25 protein-coding genes are annotated in these 24,631 nt (G+C 71.3%); 15 read left to right on the top strand and 10 right to left on the bottom strand.

Features of this window, described 5'->3' with window-relative positions; all coding sequences use genetic code 11:
- Positions 1–85 precede the first annotated feature (85 nt).
- On the top strand, positions 86–1,585 hold the full coding sequence (gene miaB / locus HALOF300_RS19345; protein ID WP_231955643.1) for a tRNA (N6-isopentenyl adenosine(37)-C2)-methylthiotransferase MiaB: 1,500 nt from the start codon (positions 86–88) through the stop codon (positions 1,583–1,585).
- 34 nt (positions 1,586–1,619) lie between these two features.
- Here the strand turns inward: miaB and HALOF300_RS19340 are convergent, their stop codons facing one another.
- Together HALOF300_RS19340 and HALOF300_RS19335 are read right to left on the bottom strand one after the other, a co-directional pair.
- Positions 1,620–2,066: a YbjN domain-containing protein gene (locus HALOF300_RS19340; RefSeq protein WP_156742548.1), complete on the bottom strand. Its 447-nt coding sequence runs from the start codon at positions 2,064–2,066 to the stop codon at positions 1,620–1,622.
- A complete protein-coding gene (locus tag HALOF300_RS19335; protein ID WP_197522686.1) occupies positions 2,063–2,575 on the bottom strand; it encodes a type III secretion system chaperone family protein in 513 nt (170 codons plus the stop codon). The genes HALOF300_RS19340 and HALOF300_RS19335 overlap by 4 nt, the downstream gene beginning before the upstream one ends.
- Before the next feature lie 82 nt (positions 2,576–2,657).
- Between HALOF300_RS19335 and miaA the strand changes: the two genes are divergently transcribed.
- The 3 genes from miaA to HALOF300_RS19320 all read left to right on the top strand — a co-directional run bounded on the left by miaA (position 2,658) and on the right by HALOF300_RS19320 (position 5,185).
- Positions 2,658–3,563 (top strand): tRNA (adenosine(37)-N6)-dimethylallyltransferase MiaA, encoded by a 906-nt coding sequence (miaA, locus tag HALOF300_RS19330; protein WP_408636969.1) that lies wholly within the window; start codon positions 2,658–2,660, stop codon positions 3,561–3,563.
- Entirely contained in the window at positions 3,560–4,504 is a 945-nt protein-coding gene (locus tag HALOF300_RS19325) for a diaminopimelate epimerase (RefSeq protein ID WP_156742545.1), read from the top strand. Before miaA ends, HALOF300_RS19325 begins: the two co-directional genes overlap by 4 nt.
- Positions 4,505–4,642: 138 nt before the next feature.
- Positions 4,643–5,185 (top strand): dihydrofolate reductase family protein, encoded by a 543-nt coding sequence (locus tag HALOF300_RS19320; RefSeq protein WP_156742544.1) that lies wholly within the window; start codon positions 4,643–4,645, stop codon positions 5,183–5,185.
- Between the two features lie 9 nt (positions 5,186–5,194).
- On the opposite strand, the gene HALOF300_RS19315 is transcribed toward HALOF300_RS19320, so the two are convergent.
- Positions 5,195–5,794 carry a class I SAM-dependent methyltransferase gene (locus HALOF300_RS19315; protein WP_231955620.1) on the bottom strand — a complete coding sequence of 200 codons (600 nt, stop codon included), beginning with the start codon at positions 5,792–5,794 and terminating at the stop codon, positions 5,195–5,197.
- Between the two features lie 124 nt (positions 5,795–5,918).
- On the opposite strand from HALOF300_RS19315, the gene hflX reads away from it, so the two are divergent.
- Both hflX and HALOF300_RS19305 read left to right on the top strand, forming a co-directional pair.
- On the top strand, positions 5,919–7,433 hold the full coding sequence (hflX, locus tag HALOF300_RS19310) for a GTPase HflX (RefSeq protein ID WP_156742542.1): 1,515 nt from the start codon (positions 5,919–5,921) through the stop codon (positions 7,431–7,433).
- 328 nt (positions 7,434–7,761) lie between these two features.
- Positions 7,762–9,696: an ATP-dependent DNA helicase gene (locus HALOF300_RS19305; RefSeq protein ID WP_231955641.1), complete on the top strand. Its 1,935-nt coding sequence runs from the start codon at positions 7,762–7,764 to the stop codon at positions 9,694–9,696.
- A 13-nt stretch (positions 9,697–9,709) separates the two neighbouring features.
- Here HALOF300_RS19305 and HALOF300_RS19300 read toward each other — a convergent pair whose 3' ends face one another.
- Positions 9,710–10,114 carry a hypothetical protein gene (locus tag HALOF300_RS19300; RefSeq protein WP_156742541.1) on the bottom strand — a complete coding sequence of 135 codons (405 nt, stop codon included), beginning with the start codon at positions 10,112–10,114 and terminating at the stop codon, positions 9,710–9,712.
- 652 nt (positions 10,115–10,766) lie between these two features.
- Between HALOF300_RS19300 and HALOF300_RS19295 the strand changes: the two genes are divergently transcribed.
- Positions 10,767–11,741 (top strand): L-lactate dehydrogenase, encoded by a 975-nt coding sequence (locus HALOF300_RS19295; RefSeq protein WP_156742540.1) that lies wholly within the window; start codon positions 10,767–10,769, stop codon positions 11,739–11,741.
- Positions 11,742–11,773: 32 nt separating this feature from the next.
- Here HALOF300_RS19295 and lexA read toward each other — a convergent pair whose 3' ends face one another.
- Complete coding sequence (lexA, locus tag HALOF300_RS19290) at positions 11,774–12,397, bottom strand: transcriptional repressor LexA (RefSeq protein ID WP_235939649.1); 624 nt, start codon at positions 12,395–12,397, stop codon at positions 11,774–11,776.
- Between the two features lie 299 nt (positions 12,398–12,696).
- On the opposite strand from lexA, the gene HALOF300_RS19285 reads away from it, so the two are divergent.
- On the top strand, positions 12,697–13,395 hold the full coding sequence (locus HALOF300_RS19285; protein WP_156742538.1) for a LysM peptidoglycan-binding domain-containing protein: 699 nt from the start codon (positions 12,697–12,699) through the stop codon (positions 13,393–13,395).
- A 166-nt stretch (positions 13,396–13,561) separates the two neighbouring features.
- Entirely contained in the window at positions 13,562–14,035 is a 474-nt protein-coding gene (gene nrdR / locus HALOF300_RS19280; RefSeq protein ID WP_156742537.1) for a transcriptional regulator NrdR, read from the top strand.
- 134 nt (positions 14,036–14,169) lie between these two features.
- Here the strand turns inward: nrdR and HALOF300_RS19275 are convergent, their stop codons facing one another.
- A complete protein-coding gene (locus tag HALOF300_RS19275; protein ID WP_156742536.1) occupies positions 14,170–15,219 on the bottom strand; it encodes an aldo/keto reductase in 1,050 nt (349 codons plus the stop codon).
- Between the two features lie 48 nt (positions 15,220–15,267).
- On the opposite strand from HALOF300_RS19275, the gene HALOF300_RS19270 reads away from it, so the two are divergent.
- A complete protein-coding gene (locus tag HALOF300_RS19270) occupies positions 15,268–15,777 on the top strand; it encodes an AAA family ATPase (protein WP_156742535.1) in 510 nt (169 codons plus the stop codon).
- A gap of 6 nt (positions 15,778–15,783) precedes the next feature.
- Here HALOF300_RS19270 and HALOF300_RS19265 read toward each other — a convergent pair whose 3' ends face one another.
- Entirely contained in the window at positions 15,784–16,353 is a 570-nt protein-coding gene (locus HALOF300_RS19265) for a GNAT family N-acetyltransferase (protein WP_156742534.1), read from the bottom strand.
- A gap of 126 nt (positions 16,354–16,479) precedes the next feature.
- Between HALOF300_RS19265 and HALOF300_RS19260 the strand changes: the two genes are divergently transcribed.
- Positions 16,480–16,674 carry a DUF5302 domain-containing protein gene (locus HALOF300_RS19260; protein WP_156742533.1) on the top strand — a complete coding sequence of 65 codons (195 nt, stop codon included), beginning with the start codon at positions 16,480–16,482 and terminating at the stop codon, positions 16,672–16,674.
- A gap of 75 nt (positions 16,675–16,749) precedes the next feature.
- Here HALOF300_RS19260 and serA read toward each other — a convergent pair whose 3' ends face one another.
- Together serA and HALOF300_RS19250 are read right to left on the bottom strand one after the other, a co-directional pair.
- On the bottom strand, positions 16,750–17,967 hold the full coding sequence (gene serA, locus HALOF300_RS19255; protein ID WP_156742532.1) for a phosphoglycerate dehydrogenase: 1,218 nt from the start codon (positions 17,965–17,967) through the stop codon (positions 16,750–16,752).
- 46 nt (positions 17,968–18,013) lie between these two features.
- Positions 18,014–20,227, bottom strand: coding sequence for a HelD family protein (locus HALOF300_RS19250; protein WP_231955618.1), 2,214 nt, complete (start codon positions 20,225–20,227; stop codon positions 18,014–18,016).
- 182 nt (positions 20,228–20,409) lie between these two features.
- On the opposite strand from HALOF300_RS19250, the gene HALOF300_RS19245 reads away from it, so the two are divergent.
- Together HALOF300_RS19245 and HALOF300_RS19240 are read left to right on the top strand one after the other, a co-directional pair.
- Positions 20,410–21,336: a PAC2 family protein gene (locus tag HALOF300_RS19245; protein ID WP_156742531.1), complete on the top strand. Its 927-nt coding sequence runs from the start codon at positions 20,410–20,412 to the stop codon at positions 21,334–21,336.
- Between the two features lie 251 nt (positions 21,337–21,587).
- The gene (locus HALOF300_RS19240) at positions 21,588–21,791 is read left to right on the top strand and encodes a cold-shock protein (RefSeq protein ID WP_133108871.1); all 204 of its coding nucleotides are present in this window, start codon (positions 21,588–21,590) and stop codon (positions 21,789–21,791) included.
- A 76-nt stretch (positions 21,792–21,867) separates the two neighbouring features.
- Here HALOF300_RS19240 and HALOF300_RS19235 read toward each other — a convergent pair whose 3' ends face one another.
- Positions 21,868–22,809 (bottom strand): spermidine synthase, encoded by a 942-nt coding sequence (locus HALOF300_RS19235; RefSeq protein WP_197522685.1) that lies wholly within the window; start codon positions 22,807–22,809, stop codon positions 21,868–21,870.
- 119 nt (positions 22,810–22,928) lie between these two features.
- Between HALOF300_RS19235 and HALOF300_RS19230 the strand changes: the two genes are divergently transcribed.
- Positions 22,929–23,354 carry an SAV_6107 family HEPN domain-containing protein gene (locus tag HALOF300_RS19230; RefSeq protein WP_156742530.1) on the top strand — a complete coding sequence of 142 codons (426 nt, stop codon included), beginning with the start codon at positions 22,929–22,931 and terminating at the stop codon, positions 23,352–23,354.
- A 7-nt stretch (positions 23,355–23,361) separates the two neighbouring features.
- The gene (gene dinB / locus HALOF300_RS19225; protein WP_156742529.1) at positions 23,362–24,609 is read left to right on the top strand and encodes a DNA polymerase IV; all 1,248 of its coding nucleotides are present in this window, start codon (positions 23,362–23,364) and stop codon (positions 24,607–24,609) included.
- Positions 24,610–24,631 lie beyond the last annotated feature (22 nt).

Below are 24,631 nucleotides of genomic sequence, written 5' to 3'. Positions count from 1 at the left end.
CCGCGGCAGCGCCGTAGAATCAACGATCGTGACCGCTGAACTGACCCACCCGCGCACCTATCTGGTGCGGACCCTCGGCTGCCAGATGAATGTGCACGATTCGGAGCGCATGTCCGGCCTGCTCGAGGACGCCGGGTACGTCAGCGCCGAGACGGCCGGCACCGGATCGCTCATGGCGCAGGCCGACGGCGCCGACGTGGTGGTCATCAACACGTGCGCTGTGCGAGAGAACGCTGCCGACCGCCTCTACGGCAACCTCGGCCAGCTCGCCTCGCTCAAGCGGGAGCGCCCGGGCCTGCAGATCGCCGTGGGCGGGTGTCTGGCCCAGCAGGACCGGGCCGGCATCGTGGCCCGCGCGCCGTGGGTGGACGTCGTGTTCGGGACCCACAACATCGACGTGCTGCCGGCGCTGCTGGAGCGCGCCCGGCACAACGGCGAGGCACAGGTCGAGATCGAGGAGGCCCTCAAGGTCTTCCCGTCGACGTTGCCGACCCGCCGGGAGAGCGCCTACGCAGCGTGGGTGTCGATCTCGGTCGGCTGCAACAACACCTGCACGTTCTGCATCGTGCCGCACCTGCGCGGCAAGGAGCGCGACCGACGGCCCGGTGACGTGCTCGCCGAGGTCGGGGCCGTCGTCGCCGAGGGCGCCCTCGAGGTCACCCTGCTCGGCCAGAACGTCAACTCCTACGGTGTCGGTTTCGGTGACCGTGGCGCCTTCGCGAAGCTGCTGCGCGCCTGCGGCCGGATCGAGGGTCTGGAGCGCGTCCGGTTCACCTCACCGCACCCGGCCGCGTTCACCGACGACGTCATCGACGCCATGGCGCAGACCCCGAACGTGATGCCGTCGCTGCACATGCCGCTGCAGTCCGGCTCGGACACGATCCTGCGCGCCATGCGTCGTTCGTACCGCAGCGAGAAGTTCCTCGGCATCCTCGACCGCGTCCGGGAGCGGATGCCCGAGGCGGCCATCACCACGGACATCATCGTCGGGTTCCCGGGCGAGACCGAGGCGGACTTCCAGGCGACCCTGGACGTGGTCGAGGCCTCCCGGTTCGCCAGCGCCTTCACGTTCCAGTACTCCCAACGTCCCGGCACCCCCGCCGCGGACCTGCCCGACCAGGTGCCCGCCGACGTGGTCACCGAGCGGTATGGCCGGCTCCAGGCACTCCAGGAGCGGATCTCCACCGAGGAGAACGCCACCCAGGTCGGCCATACCGTCCAGGTGCTGCTCGCCGAGTCCGAGGGACGCAAGGACACGGCGACCCGCCGCCTGAGCGGCCGTGCGGCGGACAACCGGCTGGTCCACGTCGGCCTGCCCGACGGCGTCGCGAGCCTTCCCGAGACCGAGCGCCCTCGTCCCGGGGATCTGATCACGGCCACGGTCACCGGCTCAGCGCCGCACCACCTGATCGCGGACTCGGGCCTCACCGGCGGCACGTTCGAGCTCCGGCGGACCCGCTCCGGGGACGCCTGGGCGGCGCGCGAGCGCGCCACGGCCGCCGCGGCGAGTGCAGCCGAAGGTGGGCCACCCGCACCGGCCGGCCGCGCCGTCGGGCTCGGCATGCCCACGGTGCGGCGCGGCTGACTCACCCGACGAAGGCCAGGTACGGCGTTCGGCTTCAGGAGCCGAACGCGGAGGTCAATGCGCGCAGGCACTGTCCCGAGGTGGCCAGACCCAGCGTGACGGCCTCGGCGAACTGTTCGTCGGTTGCGCCACCGCTGAAGTCCGCGACGAACAGGGTCCGGACCGCGAGCCGGTCCTGCGCGTCCGAGGACCAGAACACCGTCGGCCAGATGTGCTCCCGGTGCCAGTCGTTGGCGAAGCCGACCAGGTCCGCTTCCCGCGCGGCCGGGATCGGGTCCGCGTAGGAGCCCCGAACCTGGAGCACGCTCACGTCGCCGACCCGGATCGCGATGTCGAACGGGTAGGCGCCCCAGACGCCGCGCAGGCCGTTGGCGCCGGCGGGGGTGACGGCGAACCCCTGGGCCTGGGCGTGGGCACGCAGTCGCTCGATGCTGATCGGGTACGGCCAGTCGGAGGCGGGCAGATCCGCCGGGGAGCTCATGCCAGCCCGCCCGGTGCCTGCAGGGCCGGGTCCGGGTAGCGGTCGTCCAGCTCCGCGAAGACGGCGAGCGCGGTGGTGATGGCCGCCCGGATCGCCCGGCCGAGCTGGTGCTCGGAAAGACCCTCGCGCAGCGGCGTGGCGGACTCCGCGCAGAACCGCATCGTGCCGTCGTCGTGGACGAGCAGGAAGCACTTCGGCCACAGGGTGCGCGCGTGGCGGGCGTTGATGAAGTCCATCAGCTCCGGTCGGCGTTCGATCGTGATCCGCCGGTTCCACTGGGCCCGGATCTGCAGCACCTCGTTCGCGCCCGCCAGCGCGACCGTGAACACGTGCCCGTTCCAGAGGCCGCCGAGGTGTGAGTCGTCGGAGACGAAGAACTTCTGGTCGTGCTCGCGCAGCCACGCCTTCAGCCGGTCGCGGTCGACGGTCACAACCTCGTCTGAGAGCGCGGGTTCGGAGCCCGCGGCATCATCGGCGGGATCCGGTGGTGCGTGGTCGGAGGCTGCCATCACGTCTGAGTCTAGGTCGCCCGACAGCGGTGGCCACCGGTCCGTTCGAGACCATCCAGGGCTGGGAGGGTAGGTTGCCTCCGTGCTGAATGGAGGCGTGCCCGTGGTGGCCGTGGTGGGTCCGACCGCCAGCGGCAAGTCCGACCTCGCCCTCGATCTGGCCGAAGGGCTCGGTGCCGAGATCATCAACGCGGACGCCATGCAGCTCTACCGCGGCATGGACATCGGTACCGCGAAACTGCGCCCAGACGAACGCCGCGGCATCGCCCATCACCAGCTCGACGTGCTGGACGTGGACGCCGACGCAACGGTGGCCGCCTATCAGAGGCACGCCCGCGCCGACCTGGCCGGCATCGCCGCCCGGGGACACGCCGTCGTCGTGGTCGGTGGCTCGGGCCTGTACGTGCGTGCCCTGTTGGACGACCTGTCCTTCCCCGGCACCGACGAGGCGGTCCGCGCCGCGCTCGAGGCGCGCGCCGAGACCGAGGGGCCTGGGCTCCTGCACGCCGAGCTCGAGGCGGCGGACCCGGTCGCGGCCGCCCGGATCGATCGGCGCAACGCCCGCCGGATCATCCGGGCGCTCGAGGTCATCTCGATCACCGGCGAGCCGTACTCGGCGAACCTGCCGAGCCACTCCTCACACATCCCCGCCGTGCACGTTGCGGTGGATCTGCCGCGGCCGGTCCTGCACGAACGCATCGACGCGAGGGCGCGGAAGATGTTCGACGGCGGACTGCTCGCCGAGACCGGCGCGCTCCTCGAGCGTGGGCTGGAGCGAGGCCGAACCGCCCGCCGGGCGGTCGGCTACGCGCAGGCCCTCGCGGTGCTGCGCGGTGAGACGGACGTGGCGACTGCCGTCGCCGACACCGCCCAGGCCACCCGCCAGCTGGCCCGCCGCCAGATGACCTGGTTCCGGCGCGATCCCCGGATCGCGTGGCTGGCGCCCGGCCCCGATCTGGCCGAGCGGGCCCGTAGGCTGCTGCCATGACTACACCTGTTGCGGCGCCCGTGCACACCTTCGTCAAGGGCCACGGCACCGGCAACGACTTCCTGCTGTATGCCGACCCCGACGGCGCGGCCCCGCTCAGCACGAGCGAGGTGGCCGCGCTCGCCGACCGGCACACCGGTATCGGCGCGGACGGTGTGATCCGCGCCGTGCGCAGCGCCGCGATCACCGAGGGCGCCGACCGCGCTGCCGGCCGGGAACCGGCGGCGCTGTGGTTCATGGACTACGTGAACGCCGACGGTTCGGTGGCCGAGATGTGCGGGAACGGGATCCGGGTGTTCGTCGCGTTCCTGCGCCACGCCGGGCTGCTCGCCCTCGACGACGGGGACACGGTCCAGGTCGCCACCCGGGCAGGCGTGCTCGGCGTGCGTCGTGAGGGCAGGGACTACGCCGCGGACCTGGGCCGGTGGAGCGCGCCCGGCGGAGGCGCCGCGCTCGCGCAGGGCTTCGATGCCAGCGTCGGGGTGGCCGGGCTCGCCGAGCCCCGGCCGGGCCTACGCCTGGACCTGCCGAACCCGCATACCGTGATCGCCCTGGAGGACACCGAACAACTCGAGGTCCTGGACCTCACGCAGGCGCCGATCGTTGACCCCGCGCCCGCCCGCGGCACGAACGTGGAGTTCGTGGTGCCGCTCGGCGACCGCGAGGTGGACATCGTCGACAGCACGGGTGCCGTGGTGGGCTCGAAGACGGTCGGTGTGGTTCGGATGCGGGTGTACGAGCGGGGCGTGGGGGAGACGCTCTCCTGCGGCACCGGTGCCTGCGCAGCCGCGCTCGCGGTGCGCAACTGGTTCGGCGAGGGCGCCCCCCAGGAGTGGATCGTGCAGGTCCCCGGCGGAGAGCTGCGGGTACGGATGCTCCCCGACGACCACGTCGAGCTCGCCGGACCGGCCGAGCTGGTCGGCACCGTCACCACCCTCTGATCGGCGGCGGGCGGTTCCACGCCGAGGGGTCGGCTCGCCCACTCACGGCCGTTGGGCATCATCGATGAGTTCCGATGCTTGCGACGGTCCATCCGACCGGGACCGAACCGGCCGGTCCGAGACGAACGGAGTGAGACCATGGCCAACCTGATCTACTCGGCGACGATGTCGCTCGACGGATTCATCGCGGGCCCCGGAGGCGACATGTCCTGGTTGGCTCCGTACACCGCCCCCGATCCCGCCGCCGACGAACTCGCGGCCCGGACCGGGGCGCTTCTGGTCGGCAACACCACCTATGGCGGGGACGACCCGAACTGCGGCACCGACGCCGAAGGAGCGTTCGGAGGCACCTGGCACGGCCCGCAGTTCGTGCTCACTCACAACCCGCCCGCCTCCTGGCCGCCGGACGTGACGTTCACCGACGACCTCGGCAGGGCGGTCGCGACGGCCCGGGCTGCGGCGGGCGCGAAGGACGTCAACGTGCTCGGCGCCGACGTCGCGCGGCAGTGCCTGGAACTCGGGCTGCTCGATGAGGTGGTCGTCTTCGTGGTTCCGGTGCTGCTCGGCGACGGCGTCCGGCTCTTCGACCACCCCGGCGGCCACCTGATCCGCCTCGAGCACATCGCCAGGGACGTCAGCGAGGAGTCGACCCACCTGCGGCTGCGGGTGGTCCGGGACTGAGTGTCCCGGTCACTGCACGGTCAGGACCCGGAACCCGTTCACGCTCGTCAGCCGGGACACGTCCCGGTCCAGCTCCGCCGCGATCCACCGCTGCAGAGAGTCCGAGCCGAGGTTGCGCTGCACCACCAACTGCGCGCGGGCCCCCGGGGCCAGCCGCGGTAGCCAGGTCTGCAGGATCTCGTGCAGCGCCGCCTTGCCGATCCGGATGGGCGGGTTGGACCAGAGTTCGTCGATGCGCAGCTCCGGCTCGGTCACGAGCAGTTCCTCGGGCAGGTACGTCTGGACGTTCGCCAGGCCGAGCCGCGCCGCGTTGTCCGCCGTGAGCGCGAGTGCCCGCTCGTTGACGTCCACGGCGAGCACGCGCGCACCCGGGGAGGCGAGGGCCATCGCGATCGCGATCGGGCCCCACCCGCAGCCCAGGTCGAGGAGGGTGCCGGTGGCCGGCGGATCATCAATGGTGTCCAGCAGCACCGTGGTGCCCGGGTCCAGGCGATCGCCCGAGAAGACGCCGGCTGCGGTCTCCAGCCGCACCTGTCGTCCCCGGAGTGCGACGTCGATCTCCCGCCGCCTGTCCGGGGCGCTCGGGGTGGTCGAGAAGTAGTGGGACACGGCGACGAGCCTAATGGCGCGCTGGCGCACCAGGCGTTCGGGCCTACGGCCGACAGCGAAATCCCTTGGGAACATGGTGTCCGCGTGCCACCATTGAGTCATCGGACCCCCAACAAAGGACACCATGACCGAACGCACCGCCCCGACGACTCCCCGTAGCGACGCACCCCACGGCGACGACGCCCAGGACCGCGCGCAGGACGTCGTCGCACGAATCCTGGCCCGGGCGGGCACGGCGATCCAACCGACCGACGACGGACCGAGCGCCTACGACGGCGAGCAGTTCGACGTCGAGGACCGTTCCGCCCTGCGCCGGGTCGCCGGCCTGTCCACCGAACTCGAAGACGTCACCGAGGTCGAGTACCGGCAGTTGCGCCTCGAACGCGTGGTGCTGGTCGGGCTGTGGAGTTCCGGCACCGCGGAGGCCGCGGAGGTCTCGCTGCGCGAGCTCTCCGCGCTCGCCGAGACGGCCGGCTCGGAGGTCCTGGACGGGCTCCTGCAGCGGCGCACCGCGCCGGACCCGGGTACCTACCTGGGCTCCGGCAAGGCCCGCGAGCTCGCCGACCTCGTCGCCTCGACCGGCGCCGACACCGTCATCGTCGACTCCGAGCTCGCCCCGTCCCAACGCCGTGCGCTGGAGGACGTCGTCAAGGTCAAGGTCATCGACCGCACGGCGCTGATCCTGGACATCTTCGCCCAGCACGCACAGTCCAGAGAGGGCAAGGCACAGGTCGAGCTCGCCCAGCTCGAGTACCTGCTCCCACGGCTGCGTGGTTGGGGTGAGTCGATGTCCCGGCAGGCGGGTGGCCGGGTGGCCGGCGGTGCCGGGATAGGCTCCCGTGGTCCCGGTGAGACGAAGATCGAGCTCGACCGGCGGCGGATCCGCACCCGCGTGGCGAAGCTGCGCCGCCAGATCAAGGCGATGGCGCCCTCCCGCGCCACCCGTCGGCACTCCCGGCGCGCCGGAGCCGTGCCATCGGTCGCGATCGCCGGCTACACGAACGCCGGCAAGTCCTCTCTGCTGAACCGGCTCACCGGCGCCGGGGTCCTCGTCCAGAACGCACTGTTCGCGACGCTGGACCCGACCGTCCGCCGGACCGAGACGCCGGACGGGCGTACCTACACGCTCGCGGACACGGTCGGCTTCGTGCGGAACCTGCCCACCGAACTCATCGAGGCGTTCCGCTCGACGCTCGAGGAGGTCGCCCAGGCGGACCTCATCGTGCACGTCGTGGACGCCTCCCACCCCGACCCCGAGGGTCAGCTCGACGCGGTGCGGTCCGTCCTCCGCGACATCGAGGGCACGTCCGACATCCCCGAGATCGTCGCGCTGAACAAGGCCGACCTCGCAGAGCCCGAGACCATCGCGCGGCTGCGCACCCGGGTGCCGGACGCCGTCGCCGTGTCCGCCCGCACGAGTGCCGGCATCGAGGAACTACGGGACCGGATCGCCGGGCTGCTGCCGCACCCGGCCGTCCACGTCGACGTCGTGGTGCCCTACCAGCGGGGCGACCTGGTGCACCGCGCGCACGTCAGCGGTGAGGTCCTCACCGAGGAACACACCGAGGCCGGGACCCGGCTCGTGGCGCGGGTCGACTCCGAGCTCGCCGCGGCGCTCGCGGACGCCGTCGCCAGCTGACCCGGCGACGCACCGGGACCGGTGCGGGCGCCGTCGTGGCACCGCCGTCCACAAGCCGGAGCGCCGCACCGCCGGCTCGACGGCGTGGCGCGATACCGTCGAGGACGTGCCTGCCGACCCCACTTCGACCGATCCCGACGACGCCCTGACCATGACGAAGGACAGGTCGGCCGACGCTGCCCAGGACGGGGCGAGCACGGGTCGTGCGGGCGCCTCCGCGGAAGCGCCCGAGGCAGTCGGGAGCACCCCGGCACCGGCCGGACGTATCGGCGCAGGGCGACCGACGCCGTCGGACATCGATGCCGTGCTCGACGCGGTGGTCGCCTCGATGGGCGGCGCCCGGCGCGAGGGCCAGCACGAGATGGCTCGTGCCGTCACCGACGCACTCACCGAGTCCAAGCACCTGCTCGTCCAGGCGGGCACGGGTACCGGGAAGTCGCTCGCCTACCTCGTGCCGACGCTGGTGAACGCGGTCGCCACCGGGGAGCGGGCGATCGTCTCGACGGCGACGCTCGCGTTGCAGCGGCAGGTGATCGGCCACGACCTGCCGCTGGTGGCCGACATCCTCAAGGACAAGCTGCCCCGGGAGCCCACCGTCGCCCTGCTGAAGGGCTGGCACAACTACCTGTGCCTGCACAAGATCGCCGGCGGCTACCCGGCCGAGGACGACTCGGCGCTCTTCTCGGAGGCGCTCGTGGCGCCGTCGGTGGCCGAGGAACACCCCAGGGAGCAGGACGACTCGCTCGGCGCCCAGGTGGTGCGCGTGCGCGAGTGGGCGGAGCAGACCACCAGCGGCGACCGCGACGAGCTGATCCCCGGGATCAGCGACAAGGCGTGGCGGCAGGTGTCGATCACGTCGATGGAGTGCCTCGGCCAGCGCTGCCCGTTGCTGGCCGACTGCTTCCCGGAGAAGGCGAAGGCCGCCTCCCGGGAGGCGGACGTCGTGGTGACGAACCACGCGATGCTCGGGATCGCCGCATCCGGGTCGCCCAAGGTGCTGCCCGAGCACGAGGTGCTGGTCGTCGACGAGGCGCACGAACTGGCCGACCGCGTCACCGCGCAGTCCACTGTCGAGCTGTCCGCATCCTCGGTGGACCGGGCGGCGCGACTCGCCCGTCGGCATGCCGGGCTCGCGCTGCCCGGGCTGGACGATGCCGTGAACACGCTGCGCACCGAACTCATGGGCGTCCCCGAGGGACGACTGCAGGCCGGCCTGCCGGAAGCGCTGATCGGCACCGTCCGGCTGATCGCCGACGGCGCCCGGGAGGCGATGACGGCGATGCGCACCGAGTCCGGTTCGAGCGTCAGCCCGGAGCAGGCCGGCGCGAAGAACATGGCCAAGAGCGCGATGCTGATCCTGTTCGAGGTGTGTGACCGGCTCCTGTCCGACCGGGTCGCCAACCTCCGGGACGTCGTGTGGTGCGAGCGCGGCCGGCGGCCGGGGGAGGGCTCCCGCCTCATGGTCGCGCCGCTGAACGTGTCCGGCTCGATCAACTCCGAGCTGTTCACCGACCGGGCGGTGGTGCTCACGTCGGCCACCCTCACCCTCGGCGGCACGTTCGACTCCACGGCTCGCGCCGTGGGGCTGTCCGACGCCGGCTACCGTGGCGTGGATGTCGCGTCACCGTTCGACTACGGCAAGCAGGGCATCCTGTACGTCGCCAAGCACCTGCCCGCGCCCGGGCGGGACGGTACCGACGAGCGGATCCTGACCGAGATCGCCGAACTGGTCGAGGCCGCCGGGGGCCGGACCCTCGGACTGTTCTCCTCCCGGCGCGGCGCGCAGCTCGCAGCCGAGGCGATGCGTGAACGCCTCGACACCCCGGTGCTGCTCCAGGGTGAGGACTCGTTGCCGTCACTGGTCAAGCAGTTCGCGGCCGACCCGGCGACCTCCCTGTTCGGCACGCTCTCGCTGTGGCAGGGCGTGGACGTGCCGGGGCCCTCCTGCCAGCTCGTGATCATCGACCGAATTCCGTTCCCGCGCCCGGACGACCCGATCAAGGCCGCCCGGACCGAGGTGGTCGCCGCGAACGGCGGCAACGGATTCATGGCGGTCTCGGCCACGCATGCCGCCCTCCTGCTCGCTCAGGGCGCCGGCCGGCTGATCCGGCGCACCACCGATAGGGGCGTCGTGGCCGTGCTCGACCCGCGGCTGCGCACCGCCCGGTACGGGAGCTTCCTGGCCGGGTCGCTGCCGCCGCTGTGGCCGACCACGGATCCCGGCCTGGTCCGGGCGGCGCTGCGCCGGCTCGCGGCTTCGTAGTACGCCGAAGGGATCAGGGGGCGGTCGAGACGTACTCGGCCGTGTCCTCATCGACGAGGAGGACGATGAGGTCCACCTCGCCGCTGCGCTCCCCGGAGCGTTCGACGAGGTCGAGGTCCTCCAGCGGCGCGCCGACGATCTCGACGTTCGGGTCTGCGCACTGCTCGGGATCGGAGTCGTCGACCGCGTCGCACAGGAACGGAACATCACCCTCGGTGACGAGCGCGACGGAGAGGCGTACTTGTTCGCCGTACTCGGGCCCCTCCAGCGCCTCGCGCAGTGTCATGGGTTGCAGATCGGAGACGGCGACTGTCGGGTCGCTGGTGGGCTCCGGCGTCGGGTTCCGGTCGGTTGTGCACCCCGTCAGCACCACTGCCACGCTCACGCTCGCGAGGAGTGTGCTCGTGACCGTTCTCATGGGCGGTCAGTTCTGATCATCGGCACGCCCTTCGTCGACGGCATCATCAACGTAGGCCACCAGCCGGACGACCGGATCGAGAGAGCCACTGCGCTGCATTGCAGCGAGTCGCTCGTGCAGAACGTAGACCGTGACAGTGTTGGTGTTGTCATCGATCTGGGCATTGATGACATCATCGGCCGGGACCCTAGTCCGCCGCCGGTCGCCCGGTGGGCGAGCTCCATGAGGACCCGTTGCGCCTCATCCCACGCTGAGGGTCGTGCCGAAGTCGTCTCGCGTTCGACGGGCTGTGTCGCGAATGTAGAAGCGGCCGCTCCCGCCACACGACCGGTCGTACCAGCACCAGCGATGAAGATGGGGACCATGAGTGCTACCGCGCAGACCACACGTGACGCACGGTTGCCGGCCATCCAGCTCTCCCTGCTCTCGGTCGCCATGCTCCCGAGCGGTTCAGGTCACGACTTCGCACCTCTGGTGTGGAAACTACACCGCGAGAGAACGCTGAGGAACAGATCTGCGGGACTCGTGACCACCGAGCGGGTGGACCTGGCGCGGGTGGCGCCGCGCAGGTTCGCGAGAGCCTGATCGAGCAGCCCGGCGTGGGCCGGATAGGGTTACCGCGAAGGCGACCCACCACGAGAGGAATCCCGTCGTGACCCAGGCACCAGACCGAGCCGCCACACCTCCCGGGGTCTCCACCCTCGCCATCGTCGGCGCCGGCTCGGTCGGCGCCACCCTGGCGTATGCGGCGTTGATCCGGGGCGTCGCCCGCCGGGTGGTCCTGTACGACGTGAACCGGGCCAAGGTGGAGGCCGAGGCCCTCGACCTCTCCCACGGCATGGCCTTCATGCCCATGGGCGCGGTGGAGGGATCGGATGACATCGGGATCTGCGCCGGCGCGGACATGGTGGTGGTGACCGCGGGCGCAAAGCAGCAGCCTGGGCAGACCCGTATCGAGCTCGCGGACCGGACCATCAACCTGATGCGCACGCTGGTGCCGCAGTTGGTGGAGGTCGCACCCGACGCCATCTACATGATGGTGACGAACCCGGTGGACGTGGTCACCTACGCCTCGCTGAAGATCTCCGGGTTGCCGCCGCGGCAGATGTTCGGTTCCGGCACGGTGCTGGACACCTCGCGACTCAGGTACCTGCTCAGTGAACACAGCCGGATCGCGGTCCGGAACGTGCACGCCTACATCGTCGGCGAGCACGGCGACTCCGAGTTCCCGCTCTGGAGCGCCGCCAACATCGGCGGGGTGCCGCTGCGTGAGTTCGTGGCCGCCACCGGCGTGCTCAGCCCAGGGGACCTGGCCGAGATCGCCAACGAGGTGAAGAACTCCGCGTACCGGATCATCGATGGCAAGGGCGCCACGAACCACGCCATCGGCCTCGCCGGCGTGCGGATCATCCAGTCAGTGCTGCGCTCCGAGCGTGCGATCCTGCCTGTCTCGAGTCTGCTCGAGGACTACCTCGGCATCTCCGACGTGTGCCTGTCCGTCCCGTCGATCGTGGACCGCGACGGCGTCGGCGAGCGTCTCGAGTTCAACTTCAATGAGTCCGAGCTTGCCAGCCTGCGCGCCAGCGCGGACGAGATCCGCGGCGTCGCCCGGCAGTTCGGCTTCTGACCCCGGGCGACGCCAGAAGCCGAACCCCGATCTCAGATCGATCGGAGCACACTCACCACGCGGCCGAGGATCTGCGCCTCATTCCCGTCGATCGGTGAGAATGCCGGGTTGGCCGGCATCAGCCAGACCTGCGAGGCGGAGCGCTTGAGCGTCTTCACGGTCGCCTCGCCGTCGATCATCGCGGCGACGATCTCGCCGTTCTCGGCGACGTTCTGCTGCCGCACGACCACCCAGTCGCCATCGCAGATCGCCGCGTCGATCATCGACTCGCCGACCACCTTGAGCAGGAACAGATCACCTTCGCCGACCAGCTGGCGGGGGAGCGGGAACACGTCCTCCACGGCCTGTTCGGCCAGGATCGGGCCACCGGCTGCGATCCGGCCGACGACCGGCACGTACGCGGCACCGGGGTCGATTCCCTCCCGGTCCGGCGCCTCGAAGATGTCGATGTCGCCGCGGACGGACTGGGCGTCGTCCGGCGCGATGACCTCGATCGCGCGGGTGGAGATCGGGTCCCGGCGCAGGTACCCCTTCTGCTCGAGCAGGTTGAGCTGGTACTTCACCGAGGACGGGCTCGCCAGCCCGACGGCCGCACCGATCTCCCGCATGGTGGGCGGGTATCCCTTGGCTTCGATGCTCGACCGGATGGAGTCCATGATCTGCCGCTGACGCACGCTGAGGCCGTCGGCGCCCGGCGTGTCCTTCGGGTCGGGGGACTTGGAGCGGCTGGATCGGGTCACGGTCTCCTCCTGGTGGTCGGTTACGCCTGTGTTTCCGCCATTGTCAGAGGGCGGTGATGTGCTGTCGAGGTGTTCAGGACAACAGTAGGCGTCAACGGCAGATCCGCAAAACATGTGTTCGACTGGCGTGTCGACATCGGAATGGTCGCGTGCTACCTTCAGTACAGCCGTTCGACGAACAATCGTTCTACCCGCGACGACCGAGGAGACTCCCGATGAGTGCACTGGCCTTCCCCCACGCCGAACTCCGTGCGGGTGCCAACGCCGGGACGCGGCGTGGCCGAGTCGCACGTCGGCGCCACCTGTCGGCGGTGCCGGGCGGCCGCACCGGACCCGTCCGGCCGGTGACCCGGGTCGTGAGTGCCCATCCGAGCGTCGGGTCGTCCGCGGTCGCGCTGGTGGCCTCGCCCGAGGCATTGGTCGGCCCGCTCGCCCCGGCGCCGACCCGTCGCCTCGTGCCGGCCCTGCCTGACCTCACCGCCGCGCCTGCGCTGGCGCCGGTGTCCGTGCCGCTCGCCCGGCCCGAGCACGACGGCGCCCCGGTGCGGCCGGTCCGTCGGCCGGTGCGCCGTTCGGACGCGCTGCCCGCCGAAACGGTCGAGCCGGCCGGCGCCGCCGTCGATGCGCCGCTGCGGCTGACGGTTCGCGGCCGCCGGGCGCTCGTGGTGCTCGGACTCGTCGTCGCCGCGGCGCTCGGGTCGGTCCTCGGCCTCGCATTCCCATCCGAGCCGGCCGCGCCGACTGAGGTGGCGACGGTGGTCGTCTCGCCCGGGGAGAGCCTGTGGGCGATCGCTGCAGAGCACGCCGCGCCCGGCGTGGACGTGCGCGTGGTGATCGACCAGATCATGGAGCTGAACTCGCTCGCCACCTCCACGGTGGTGGCAGGTCAGGCGCTCACGGTTCCCGTCGGCTGACCACTGGGTGCCCCGGCAGCAGGGCCCAGCCGGACGGGTGCCCGAAGTCGCTTGCATCTGGGCACGCGAGCGCCTAACGTTTCCCTACATCTAGTAGTTACACCGTTGTGATCCGCGCACATGTAGTGCACGGGAGCTGCGGCCACGATGTGGGAAGGATCCGTCGGTGCACTGCCCGTTCTGTCGGCACTCCGATTCCCGCGTCGTGGACTCCCGGACCGCCGAGGACGGGTCCGCGATCCGGCGGCGGCGCCAGTGCCCGAACTGCGGTCGGCGATTCACGACGATCGAGACCACCAGTCTGAACGTGATGAAGCGTTCCGGTGCCGTCGAGCCGTTCAGCCGGGACAAGATCATCTCCGGGGTCCGCAAGGCTTGCCAGGGGCGGCCGGTCTCCGATGACGACCTCGCCCTGCTCGCACAGCAGGTCGAGGAGACGATCCGCAGCAACGGTGTCGCGGAGATCGACGCGCATGAGGTCGGCCTGACCATCCTCGGCCCCCTGCGCGAGTTGGACGAGGTCGCCTACCTCCGGTTCGCGAGCGTGTACCAGGCGTTCTCCTCGCTGGAGGACTTCGAGGCCGCGATCGCCGCCCTGCGGGTGGACCGCCCGGACCAGAGCGAGGAGTCGCTCCCATAGACGGCCGCCGGTGGCGCTGGAGGGGAAGCCAGCACCACCGGCGGCAGCATCGACCCAATCCCTGCGGGCGTCAACGGGCCGGGCCGCGGGCGGACGCGGACACCGCGCCGCATCGGGGGCCGGATCGGTGCGCCTCACAGGTCGCTCGAGCGCGCGCCCCACAGGTTCACGCCGCCATCGCGGGCGTACCGATCGATCTCGGCCAGCTCGGCGGGGGTGAGGGTCTGCGCGTCGAGCGTGGCGAGGGTGTCGTCCAGCTGGGCCACGCTGGAGGCGCCCACGAGGGCGGTCGTGACGCGCGGGTCGCGGAGCACCCACGACACCGCCAGTTGGGCCAGCGTCTGTCCGCGCCGCTCTGCGATGGCATTCAGCGAACGGATCCGGTCGAGATTGGCGGTCGTGAGGTACTCCGCCTTCAACGAGGCCCCCTTCGCGCCGCGCGAGTCGGCAGGCACGCCGTCGAGATAGCGGTCGGTGAGCATGCCCTGCGCCAGCGGCGAGAACACCACCAGACCCAGCCCGGCCTCCCCGGCGACGTCCAGGAGTGACTCGCCGGCGGGGCCCGGGTGCTCGATCCAGCGGTTGATCATCGAGTACGACGGCTGGTGCACGCTCAGGCGCAGCCCGAGCTGGTCCGCGACGGCCAGCGCCTCGCGGGTGCGCTGCGCCGAGTAGGAGGAGATGCCCGCGTACCTGGCGCGGCCGGAGTCCACCGCCGTCCTGAGCGCGCCGAGGGTCTCGGTCAGGGGCGTACTCGGGTCGTACCGGTGGCTGTAGAAGATGTCGACGTGATCCAGGCCGAGCCGCCGCAGTGAGGCGTCCAGCGAGGACAGCAGGTACTTGCGTGAGCCGCCCTCGCCGTAGGGACCTGGCCCGGCTCGGTAGCCGGCCTTCGTGGTGATCACCAGCTCGTCCCGCAGGGCCCGAAGGTCCTTGGCCAGCAGGGTACCGAGGTTCTCCTCGGCGGCGCCGATCGGCGGACCGTAGTTGTTCGCCAGGTCCAGGTGGGTGATGCCGCGGTCGAACGCGTGATGGATGATCTCGCGCTGGCGGTCGATCGGGGTTGCGTCGCCGAAGTTCTGCCACAGGCCGAGAGAGACGGTCGGCAGGTCCAAGCCGGAGTTCCCCGCCCGGCGCACAGGCATCCGGTCGTAACGGTCCTCGGCCGGGAACGCGGAGGTCATGACCCCCGAGCGTAGTGCGCCGTCCGTGGCGGCACGTAGCGTGGGCGCATGCTGATCGTGATGTCCGGGCCGCCGGGCGCCGGCAAGTCCCACCTGGCGGGCCGGATCGCCCGCGCGCTGACGGTTCCGGTGCTCTCCGTCGACCCCGTCGAGGCCGCCATGTGGCGCGCCGGGGTCGGTGGTCCCGGTGGGTCGCTGCCTACGGGCCTGGCCGCCTACGTCGTGGTCGAAGCCCTCGCCGAGGAGGTCCTCGCCCTGGGCCAGAGTGTGTTGGTCGACGCCGTCAACGCGGTGGAGCCGGCGCGTGAGCAGTGGCGGAGACTGGCGGCTCGGTCCGGCGCCCCGTTGCGGGTCGTGGACGTGATCTGCTCGGACCCGGACCTGCACCGGTCCCGGCTCGAGGGGCGGCGGCGGGACCTGGCCGGCTTCCCGGAGCCCACCTGGGCGAAGGTGTCGCGGGCGACCACGGCCCCGCCGTGGACCGACCCGCACCTGCGTGTCGACACGGCCGATCCGGCGGATCCCTTGCCCGTCGTGCTGGCGCACCTTCGGCGGTGAGCAGGCTCAGTCGGGCGGCGTGAGGTCCCGCAGGTACTGCCTGCACACGTGCACCCGCCGGTACCGCCGGCGGATCTCATCCTCGTCGTCGATGCGGGCGTGCGCGAACGCGAACAGCGGGGCACTCAGCGGCTCCGGCGCCGTGAAGCCCTCCAGTTCTGCCTCCGTCACGCCGCTGTCGGCGTACACGTGCAGATAGCGGTGATTCTCCCGGAAACCGCGGGACAGATACCAGCCGTTCGCGGCCTCGTTCCCGCGGGTCCACGCGTCCAGGGTGCGCGCGCCGGCCAGGCGCGGCAGCGCCGCCTCCAGGAGCCGGCTCGCGATGCCGGACCGGGCGTGATCGGGGTGGACGGCCACCGACTCGATGGTCGCCTCGACCCCGTCGACGGCGACGTCGAGCAGACCGACGACAGTTCCGCCGTCGTCCGCTACCAGCTGGACCGACGGTAGGTCGTACGTCGGGCGCTGTGTGTACACGTCGTCGTAGTACTCGGTCTCGAAGAAGCTCAGCAGCCGGCAACGCAGCCAGCTCGCGGCGTCGTCCGACCGGTAGCCGCGGATCGTGAGAGGCATGCCACCCACCCTGGCTACCTCGCAGGCCGGGCGCAATCGAATATGGGTGGCGCCGGCCAGCCGGCCACGGCAGGGTAGGGGGCACGCCGGAGAACCAGGCGGACGAACGAACGAAGAGGTGTGACGATGCCCGATCCCACAGATGCCGGACCCGACGAGGCCGCTCTGGCCGACTCGAAGGCCAAGATGCGCGAGGCCCTCGAGCGCAAGCGCGACAAGGAGCACATGACCGCCGAGGGGCGCCGCAACACCGGGAGCGTGCACGGCTCCGAGGTCACCGGCGCCGAGGGCAAGCGGGTGTTCCGGCGCAAGTCCGGCTGAGCCACGTGACGCGGCGGGCCGGGCGAATGGGGAGCACCCCGTCGCCCGGCCCGCCGTTCGCGTCTGTGGGGGAGGTCAGTCCTCGGAGTCGGGGTGCAGCGCCCGCACGCGGATCGTCGGCTCCATGTCCAGCAGTTCGGCGAGCTCGGACGGCGGCAGGTCGGTGCTGAGGTCGGTGACCACGTAACCCACGTCGCCCGAGGTGCTGAGCACCTGGCTCTCGATGTTCGCACCACCCGCGGCCAGGGTCCGGTTCACCGCGGCGAGGACGCCCGGCACGTTGCGGTGCAGGTGCGCGATCCGGTGCGAGCCGTCGCGGGGACGGTCCAGGATCAGCGCGGGGACGTTGACGCTCAGCGCCGTGGCGCCGGTCTCGAGGTAGTCGCGTAGCTTGCCGGCGACGAACATGCCGATGTCCTTCTGTGCCTCCTCGGTGGAGCCGCCCACGTGCGGGGTGAGGATCACGTTCGGCAGGTCGCGCAGCTCGGACTCGAACGCGTCGCCCTGGGCCTTGGGCTCCTCGGCGAAGACGTCCACCGCGGCACCGACGATCCTGCCCGAGACGATCTGGTCACGCAGGTGGGCGTAGTCGACGAGGAAGCCGCGGGAGAGGTTCAGGAAGATCGAGCCCTCCTTCATCCGGGCGAACTGCGCCGGCCCGAACATGCCCGCGTTGCCGGGCCGCCCGTCCACGTGCAGCGTGACCACGTCCGCCACGTCCAGCAACTCGTCGAGGCTGCGCATCCGCTGGGCGTTGCCGAGCGCGAGCTTCTCGGCGGTGTCGTAGAACACCACGCGCATCCCGAGGGCCTCGGCGAGCACCGACAGCTGGGTGCCGATGTTTCCGTACCCGACGATGCCGAGCGTGCGGCCCCGCACCTCGTGCGCGCCCGTCGCCGACTTGTCCCAGGTGCCGGCGTGCAGCGCCTTGTCCTTCTCGGTGAGCCGCCGGGTCAGCGCGATGATCTCGGCGAGGGCCAGCTCCACGACCGAGCGGGTGTTCGAGAAGGGCGCGTTGAACGCTGCGACGCCACGGCCGGCGGCGGCTCGCAGGTCGATCTGGTTCGTCCCGATGCAGAACGCGCCGACGGCGAGCAGATCGGGTGCGCTCTCCAGCACCCGGGCCGTCACGTTCGTCTTGGACCGGATGCCGAGGACGTCGACGCCCTGCAGCGCCTCGATCAGCTCGTCCTCGTCGAGGGCACCCTTGGCGGTGACCACCTCGACGCCGGCGTGCGCCAGCAGTTCCCTGCCGAGCGGATGGATGTTTTCCAGAAGGAGCGCCTTGACCACGGCCCTATCGTCCACCTGCGCGGCCCAGTAACAAAAACGCGACCACTCAGTGGACGTCGGCGAGGCCCTCCGGCAGCGGCCCGTGATGCACCACGTGCAAGCGCCGGGTCGGCCTCGTCATCGCCACGTACAGGTCGCCGGCCCGGTCCGACTCCGGCATCAGCTCGGCCGGTTCGCCGAGCACGACGACGTCGAACTCCAGGCCCTTGCTGCCCGCCGGGTCGAGCAGGACCACCTCGTCGGTGAGGTCGACCACGGGGGACACCTCGAGCGCCGCGAACAGCTCCGCATGCCGGTGCCGCGCGGCGACCACGGCGAGCCGGCCGCCGTCGAGCATCCTCCGCTCGGCCTCGACTGCCGCCCGCAGGCCCGTCGTCAGGTCGTCGACCCGCGTGATCGCCAGCGCGTCGTCGACGTCCCGGGCCGAGGTGACCGGCGTCGGCGGGTGCTCCGGGTCGGCGGCCGTGGCCACCCGCCTGGCAGCGTCCATGATGTCGGACGGCGTCCGGTAGTTCACGGTGAGCGTCGCCAACCGCCACCGGCCGCGTAGCGGCCCGTCGAGGGTCGCTCCCCAGTCGGAGGTGCCGGCCCGGGTGGAGGTCTGCGAGACGTCGCCGACGATGGTCATCGACCGGGTCGGGTTGCGGCGCAGCAGCGCCCGCCATGCCATCGCGGAGAGCTCCTGGGCCTCGTCGACCACGACGTGCCCGTAGGTCCAACTGCGGTCGGCGTAGGCGCGTTCGGCCGTGGTCTGCCGGGGACCGGAGGTCGCGAACCGGTCGGCGAGGACCTCGGCGGAGACCATGCCGCCACCCGCGCCGCTGGCCTCCAGGACCTCTCGGGCGTACTCGACCTCCTGCGCACGCTGGGTCTCGGCCTCTCGGGCGCGGGCGCGATCGGCCTCCTCGTCCGCGCCGATGAGTTCGGCGGCCTCATCGATGAGCGGGACGTCGGCGGGGGTCCACTCGCCGTCGGCCCGCTCGAGCAGGGCGCGCTCGGCAGCGGTCAGCATCGGTGCCGCCTCAGCGAGCCGGTGCGGCTTGGCGTACAGGTCGGCCAGCAGACCGGTCGCGGACAACGGCATCCAGCACAGGTTCAGCGCCACCCGCACGTCCCGCGCGGACCGGAGCTCCTCGAGCACCTCCATGTGGTCGTCCTCGCCGAGACCGGGCACCATCTCGGAGTACTGACGGGACAGGGCGGTGAGCATCTGGCGTACGAACGTCACCCGGGCGAGGTTGTGCGGCGCTCGTCCGCGTCGGGCCCGAGCCTGCGCCTCGCGCACCTCGGCCGGACGCAGCGTGAGCCGGACCGAACCCACCTTCAGCTCCCGTTCCGGCAGCACCCGCTGCCGGGCTCGCACGGCCGAACCGATGATCCGCGCCCACACGGCCCGGCCCTTGATCTCGGCGACGCGGTCCGACTCGATGCCACGCGCGCTCACACCCGGCACCAGGTCCGCCATCGTCGAGGCGACCACACCGGTCTCGCCGAGGGAGGGCAGCACCTGCTCGATGTAGCGCAGGAACACCCGGCTCGGTCCGATCATCAGGACTCCGGACCGCTCGAGGCGTTGCCGGTGCGCGTAGAGCAGGTAGGCGGCACGGTGCAGGGCCACCGCCGTCTTCCCGGTGCCGGGGCCGCCCTGGACCACCAGCACGCCGTCCAGGTCGGAGCGGATCACCGCGTCCTGCTCGGCCTGGATGGTGGCCACGATGTCGCCCATCCGGCCGGTGCGCTGGGCGTTCAGGGCGGCCAGCAGGGCTCCCTCGCCGGAGAGGTTCACCTCGGCCGCATCGGTGAGCGCATCCAGGTCGAGCACGTCGTCCTCGACCGCGATCACCGTGCGCGCGCGGGTCTGCAGGTGTCGGCGCAGGATCAGGTCACCGGGGTTCGCCGCGGTCGCCTGGTAGAAGGCGCGGGCGGCCGGTGCCCGCCAGTCGGTGAGCATGGGGGCGTGGTCGTCGTCCGAGAGGCCGATCCGGCCGACGTACCGGCGCCCGCCGTCGCGCAGGTCCATCCGTCCGAACACGAGCCGGTCCTCGACTGCGTCGAGCTGGGCCAGGCGGTCCTCGTACAGCGTCGCGAACGCGTCGCGCTCGGAGCGGTTCTGGGGCGAGCCCGACGGGCCCTCGCGTCGCACCTGCGCGAGCCGCTGGGTGGTGTGCTCGCGCAACTCGTCCAAGCGGGCATAGACGGCGTCCAGGTAGGTCTGCTCGGCGAACGGCACGATGTTCTTGGTGGGTTCGGTCGCGGTCACGATGTGATCGGATCTCCCTGCATGCTCGGCGGCAGTTCTCGGTACTGGCGTGGATCGGACGGCCGTCCATTATCCCCCTGATCGGCGCAGTCCGCGTCGCGATGTCCACTCTCCGGTCGGGAGGGGATGATGGGGAATGACACCGGCGGTCCTCGTGTTGGATCGGTGGAGAGGTGAGTGACATGACGAAGGACCCACGAGAGTTGTACAGCCGCACCGACGGCCCGGTGGACCTGCGCGACGGCGAGGTCCCGGTCCTGGTGCACGCCCTGCAGGGCGCCATGGACGCCGGCCACGCGGGTCGGCTGATGGCCCGTCACCTGACCCGTAAGCTCCCGAGTGAGCGACTGATCGACTTCGATGTGGACGCGCTCCTGGACTACCGTTCCCGCCGGCCGTCGATGGTGTTCGACGACGGCGCCTGGACGTCCTACGAGGACCCTGAGCTCGTCGTCGACCTGATCCGCGACGACGAGGGCGCCCCGGTGCTGCTGCTGCACGGGCTCGAGCCGGACCTGCAGTGGGAACGGTTCGTCGCGGCGGTGCGCACCATCATCGAGGACTTCGGCGTGACCACCACGATCGGCGTGCACGGCGTACCGATGGGCGTGCCGCACACACGCCCGATGACGGTCACGGCGCACGCGACCCGGGCGGATCTGATCGGGGAGCACCCGAACTACTTCTCCAACGTCCAGGTGCCCGGCACCGTCTCGGCACTGCTCGAGTTCCGGCTCGGTCAGGAGGGGCGCGACGCCCTCGGCTACGCGGTCAACGTGCCGCACTACCTGGCCCAGATGGAGTACCCGCAGGCGGCCGCGGAACTGGTCCGGCAGATCTCGCGCACAACGGGGCTGAGCCTGCCCGTGGGTGACCTCGAGGCGGCCGGGGCGAAGGTTCGGGCTGACATCGACCGGCAGGTGTCCGGTTCGGAGGAGGTCGGCGCCGTCGTGCACGCGCTCGAGACCCAGTTCGACTCGTTCCTCAGCGCGAACGGTGAACCGGGCCGCGGATCGCTGACCGCGCCGGCGGAGGAACTGCCCAGTGCCGACGAGCTCGGCGCGCAGTTCGAGGCCTACCTCGCCGGCAAGGACGGCGACTCCGACTGACGCCCGGTCCACCGATTCCTGCGAATCAGTGGAATTCTTGACGCCGGCCATGCCAGACTTGACCCTGTTGCAGGCGTTTCACTTACGTACGACCCGGGGCAAGCACAACCGGTGCAGGTCTCACGGACGAACGAGTGGGGCCGTTGAGGTGCCACGAGTCCGTCCACACTGACGTGGGGCGAAGCATTGCGGCATCACCGGGGTGGGCACCGGGCTCGCCCCTGAATTGTCCCCGGAAGGACACGCACAACATGGCACAGGGAACCGTCAAGTGGTTCAACGCTGAGAAGGGCTACGGCTTCATCGCCCAGGACGGCGGCGGCGACGACGTCTTCGTCCACTACTCGGCCATTCAGTCAGACGGCTACCGCAGCCTCGAAGAGGCCCAGCGCGTCGAGTTCGAGATCACCCAGGGCCCGAAGGGCCCGCAGGCGGAGAGCGTTCGCGCCGTCTGATCTCACTCGGTGAGGGGGCCCGCACCCACGGGTGCGGGCCCTCTCGCATGCTCGGAGCCGCCGGAGTCCGCGGTGCTCAGGACGAGTGGTCGACGGCGGCGCTCGCCGGGGTGGGCCCGTCGCCCTCGGCCGTGGCCGCCGCGGCGACCGGGTCCGCATCGAGCGTCGGCGGCGGGTCCGTGAACGGGCGTGAGGTGCCCACGAACACCTCGAACGCCGGCCCGTGGACCAGGCTCGCGGGCGCAGGTAGGGTCCGCACGCGCCGGTCCAGGTGGGCCAGTGGCAGCGGCTCGGCGGAGCCGACCAGCACAACGTTGCCGTACCGGCGGCCCTTCAGGACGCCCGGCTCCGCGATCACGGCGGTGTACTCGAACACCTCGGCCACGGTTGCCGCCTCCCGGCGGGCCAGCGGCAGCGGTGGATGGTCGGCGGTGTTCGCGAGGTAGAGCCCACCGGGCCCGAGGGCCCGGGCCACCTCGCGGGTGAACTCCACGGTGCGCAGATGGGCCGGTACCGCCCGGTCTGCGAACGCGTCCCGGATGACCGCGTCATAGCCGTTCTCACGGGCCGCCGTCGTGGTGCGCCGGGCATCGTCGACGCGGATCCGGAGCCGGGGCGCGCGGGGCAGGTCGAACCAGTCGCGCACGTACTGGGCGAGGAGGGCATCCACCTCGACGGCGAGCTGGCGCGAGTCCGGCCACGTGGCGTCGACGGCCCGGGCCAGGGCGCAGCCGGCCGCACCGAGGTGCAGGGCCCGGACTCCGCCGCCCTCGGGCAGAGACTCCTCCAGGGCGGCGAGCATCTGCTGCATGTACTCGAACATCAGCCGACGCGGATCGGCGAGGTCGAGGTGGGAGCTCTCGACCCCGTCGAGGAGGACCAGCACACCGTCCGGATCGGCGTTGTCGGTGGTCAGTTCTACAGTCGACAGCGAGGTTGGAACGGGGCCGGTCGGCCACGGTGACCGCTGCGATCGTTGCGGAACGGCGCGGGAGCGCGGTGAGCGGCGGCGGGCCATGGACAGACCGTACCTCTTGACAGGTTCGAACACGTGTTCGATACTGGTTGCAGGTCGAACACCGGCCCCTGAGGAGCCCGGCGGTCGATCGAAGACGGAACAGGACGGAGGCAGGCGAGATGGCGGCATACACGAGTCCCGATCAGCTCCTGCGTCGCGCCCAGGCTGAGCTCGACGAGGTCGGGGTCGGTACCGGCGCGCGCACGGTGTTCCTGCATGCCCACATGGCCGGGCTCCGGGCGGCGGCCGCGGTCGTCGCCGTCGGGTCGGGAGCGGTGTCGGCGCCGGCCAGGCGCCGGCGGGCCGTGCGCAGCGTCTGGGAGCAACTCGCCGAGGCGGGCGAGCAGTGGCAGCCTTGGGCCGTGTACTTCGCAAGCGGCGCGCCGATCCGCGCGGCCATCGACTCCGACCGGGATGTCGCGCTGAGCGTGGAGCGTGCCCAGGAGACGTTCGAGGCGGCGACCGAGTTCCTCGGGCTCGCCGGCGAGCATGTGCTGCGGGCGTCCGCGGCGCGGGACCAGCGCGTGTCCGCGTTGGCGTCATGAGTTCGGCATGAGCCGGGGTCCGCGCAGCGTCGGCGCGAACCGCGACTGGGGCAGGGACGACTCGCGGACCCCGATCCTGCACGTGGACATGGACGCCTTCTTCGCCGCGGTCGAGCTGATCGATCGCCCGGAACTGCGCGGCCGGCCGGTCATCGTTGGTGGACAGCACCGCGGTGTGGTGCTCTCGGCGACCTACGAGGCGCGCGCCGCCGGGGTCCACTCGGCGATGCCGATGGCGCAGGCACGCGCGTTGTGCCCGCAGGCGATCGTGATCCAGCCCGAGCACGGGCGCTACCGCGAGGTGTCCCAGTCGGTGATGCGGATCCTGGGCGAGGTCACGCCCGTGATCGAACCGCTGAGCATCGACGAGGCGTTCCTCGACGTCTCCGGTGCGCGGCGAAGGATAGGGCCGCCGCGACTGATCGCCGAGCAGATCCGCGAGCGGATCCGCACGGAGCTCAAGGTGGTCGCCTCGGTCGGTGTCGCCTCGACGAAGTTCGTCGCGAAGCTCGCGTCCAGCCACGCCAAGCCGGACGGCCTGTTGCTCATCCCGGACGAGGCGAGTGTGCCGTTCCTGCACTCGCTGCCGGTCGGCGCGCTCTGGGGGGTCGGGGAGCGCACCCAGGCGAACCTGGCCCGGCTCGCGATCCACACGGTCGCCGACCTCGCCAACACCCCGGTGGGGACGCTGAACCGGCTGCTCGGCAACTCCGCCGGCGGGCGGCTGTTCGACCTGTCCTGGGGGCGTGATCCACGGCCGGTGGAGCCCGTCCGCCAGGAGAAGTCCATCGGTCACGAGCAGACCTTCGCGATCAACCTCACCGGGCGGGCGGAGATGGCGGCGGTCCTGCTCGATCAGGCGCACCGGTGCGCGGCCCGCCTGCGCGCGGGCGATCTGGTCACCGCCGGGGTCTCCATCAAGGTGCGGTTCGCGGACTTCACCACCCTGACCCGGTCGCGTGCCCTGGAGGCTCCGACGGACGTCGCGCACGAGCTTTACCAAGCGGCGCGGGCGCTGCTCGCAGGTGTGGACGTGCCGGCCGGGGGAGTGCGACTCCTGGGCGTCCGGTGTGACGCGCTCAGCGATTCCGCGACCACGGTGGTGCAGGCTCGACTCGACGATCCGGGGGAGGAACGACGCGATGCGGAGCGTGCGATGGACGCCGTCCGGGCCCGATATGGAGTGAATGCGCTCACAGCGGGATCACTGCTGTCCGTTCCGGCTACCGCGAACCGCTCGGGGGACTTAAACTAAGGATCCAACAGCCCCGCACGGG

Source organism: Occultella aeris (assembly GCF_902703175.1).
Taxonomy (GTDB): Bacteria; Actinomycetota; Actinomycetes; order Actinomycetales; family Beutenbergiaceae; genus Occultella; species Occultella aeris.
Note: the sequence above shows the minus strand (reverse complement) of the source record. Positions and strands in the feature narration are given on the sequence as shown.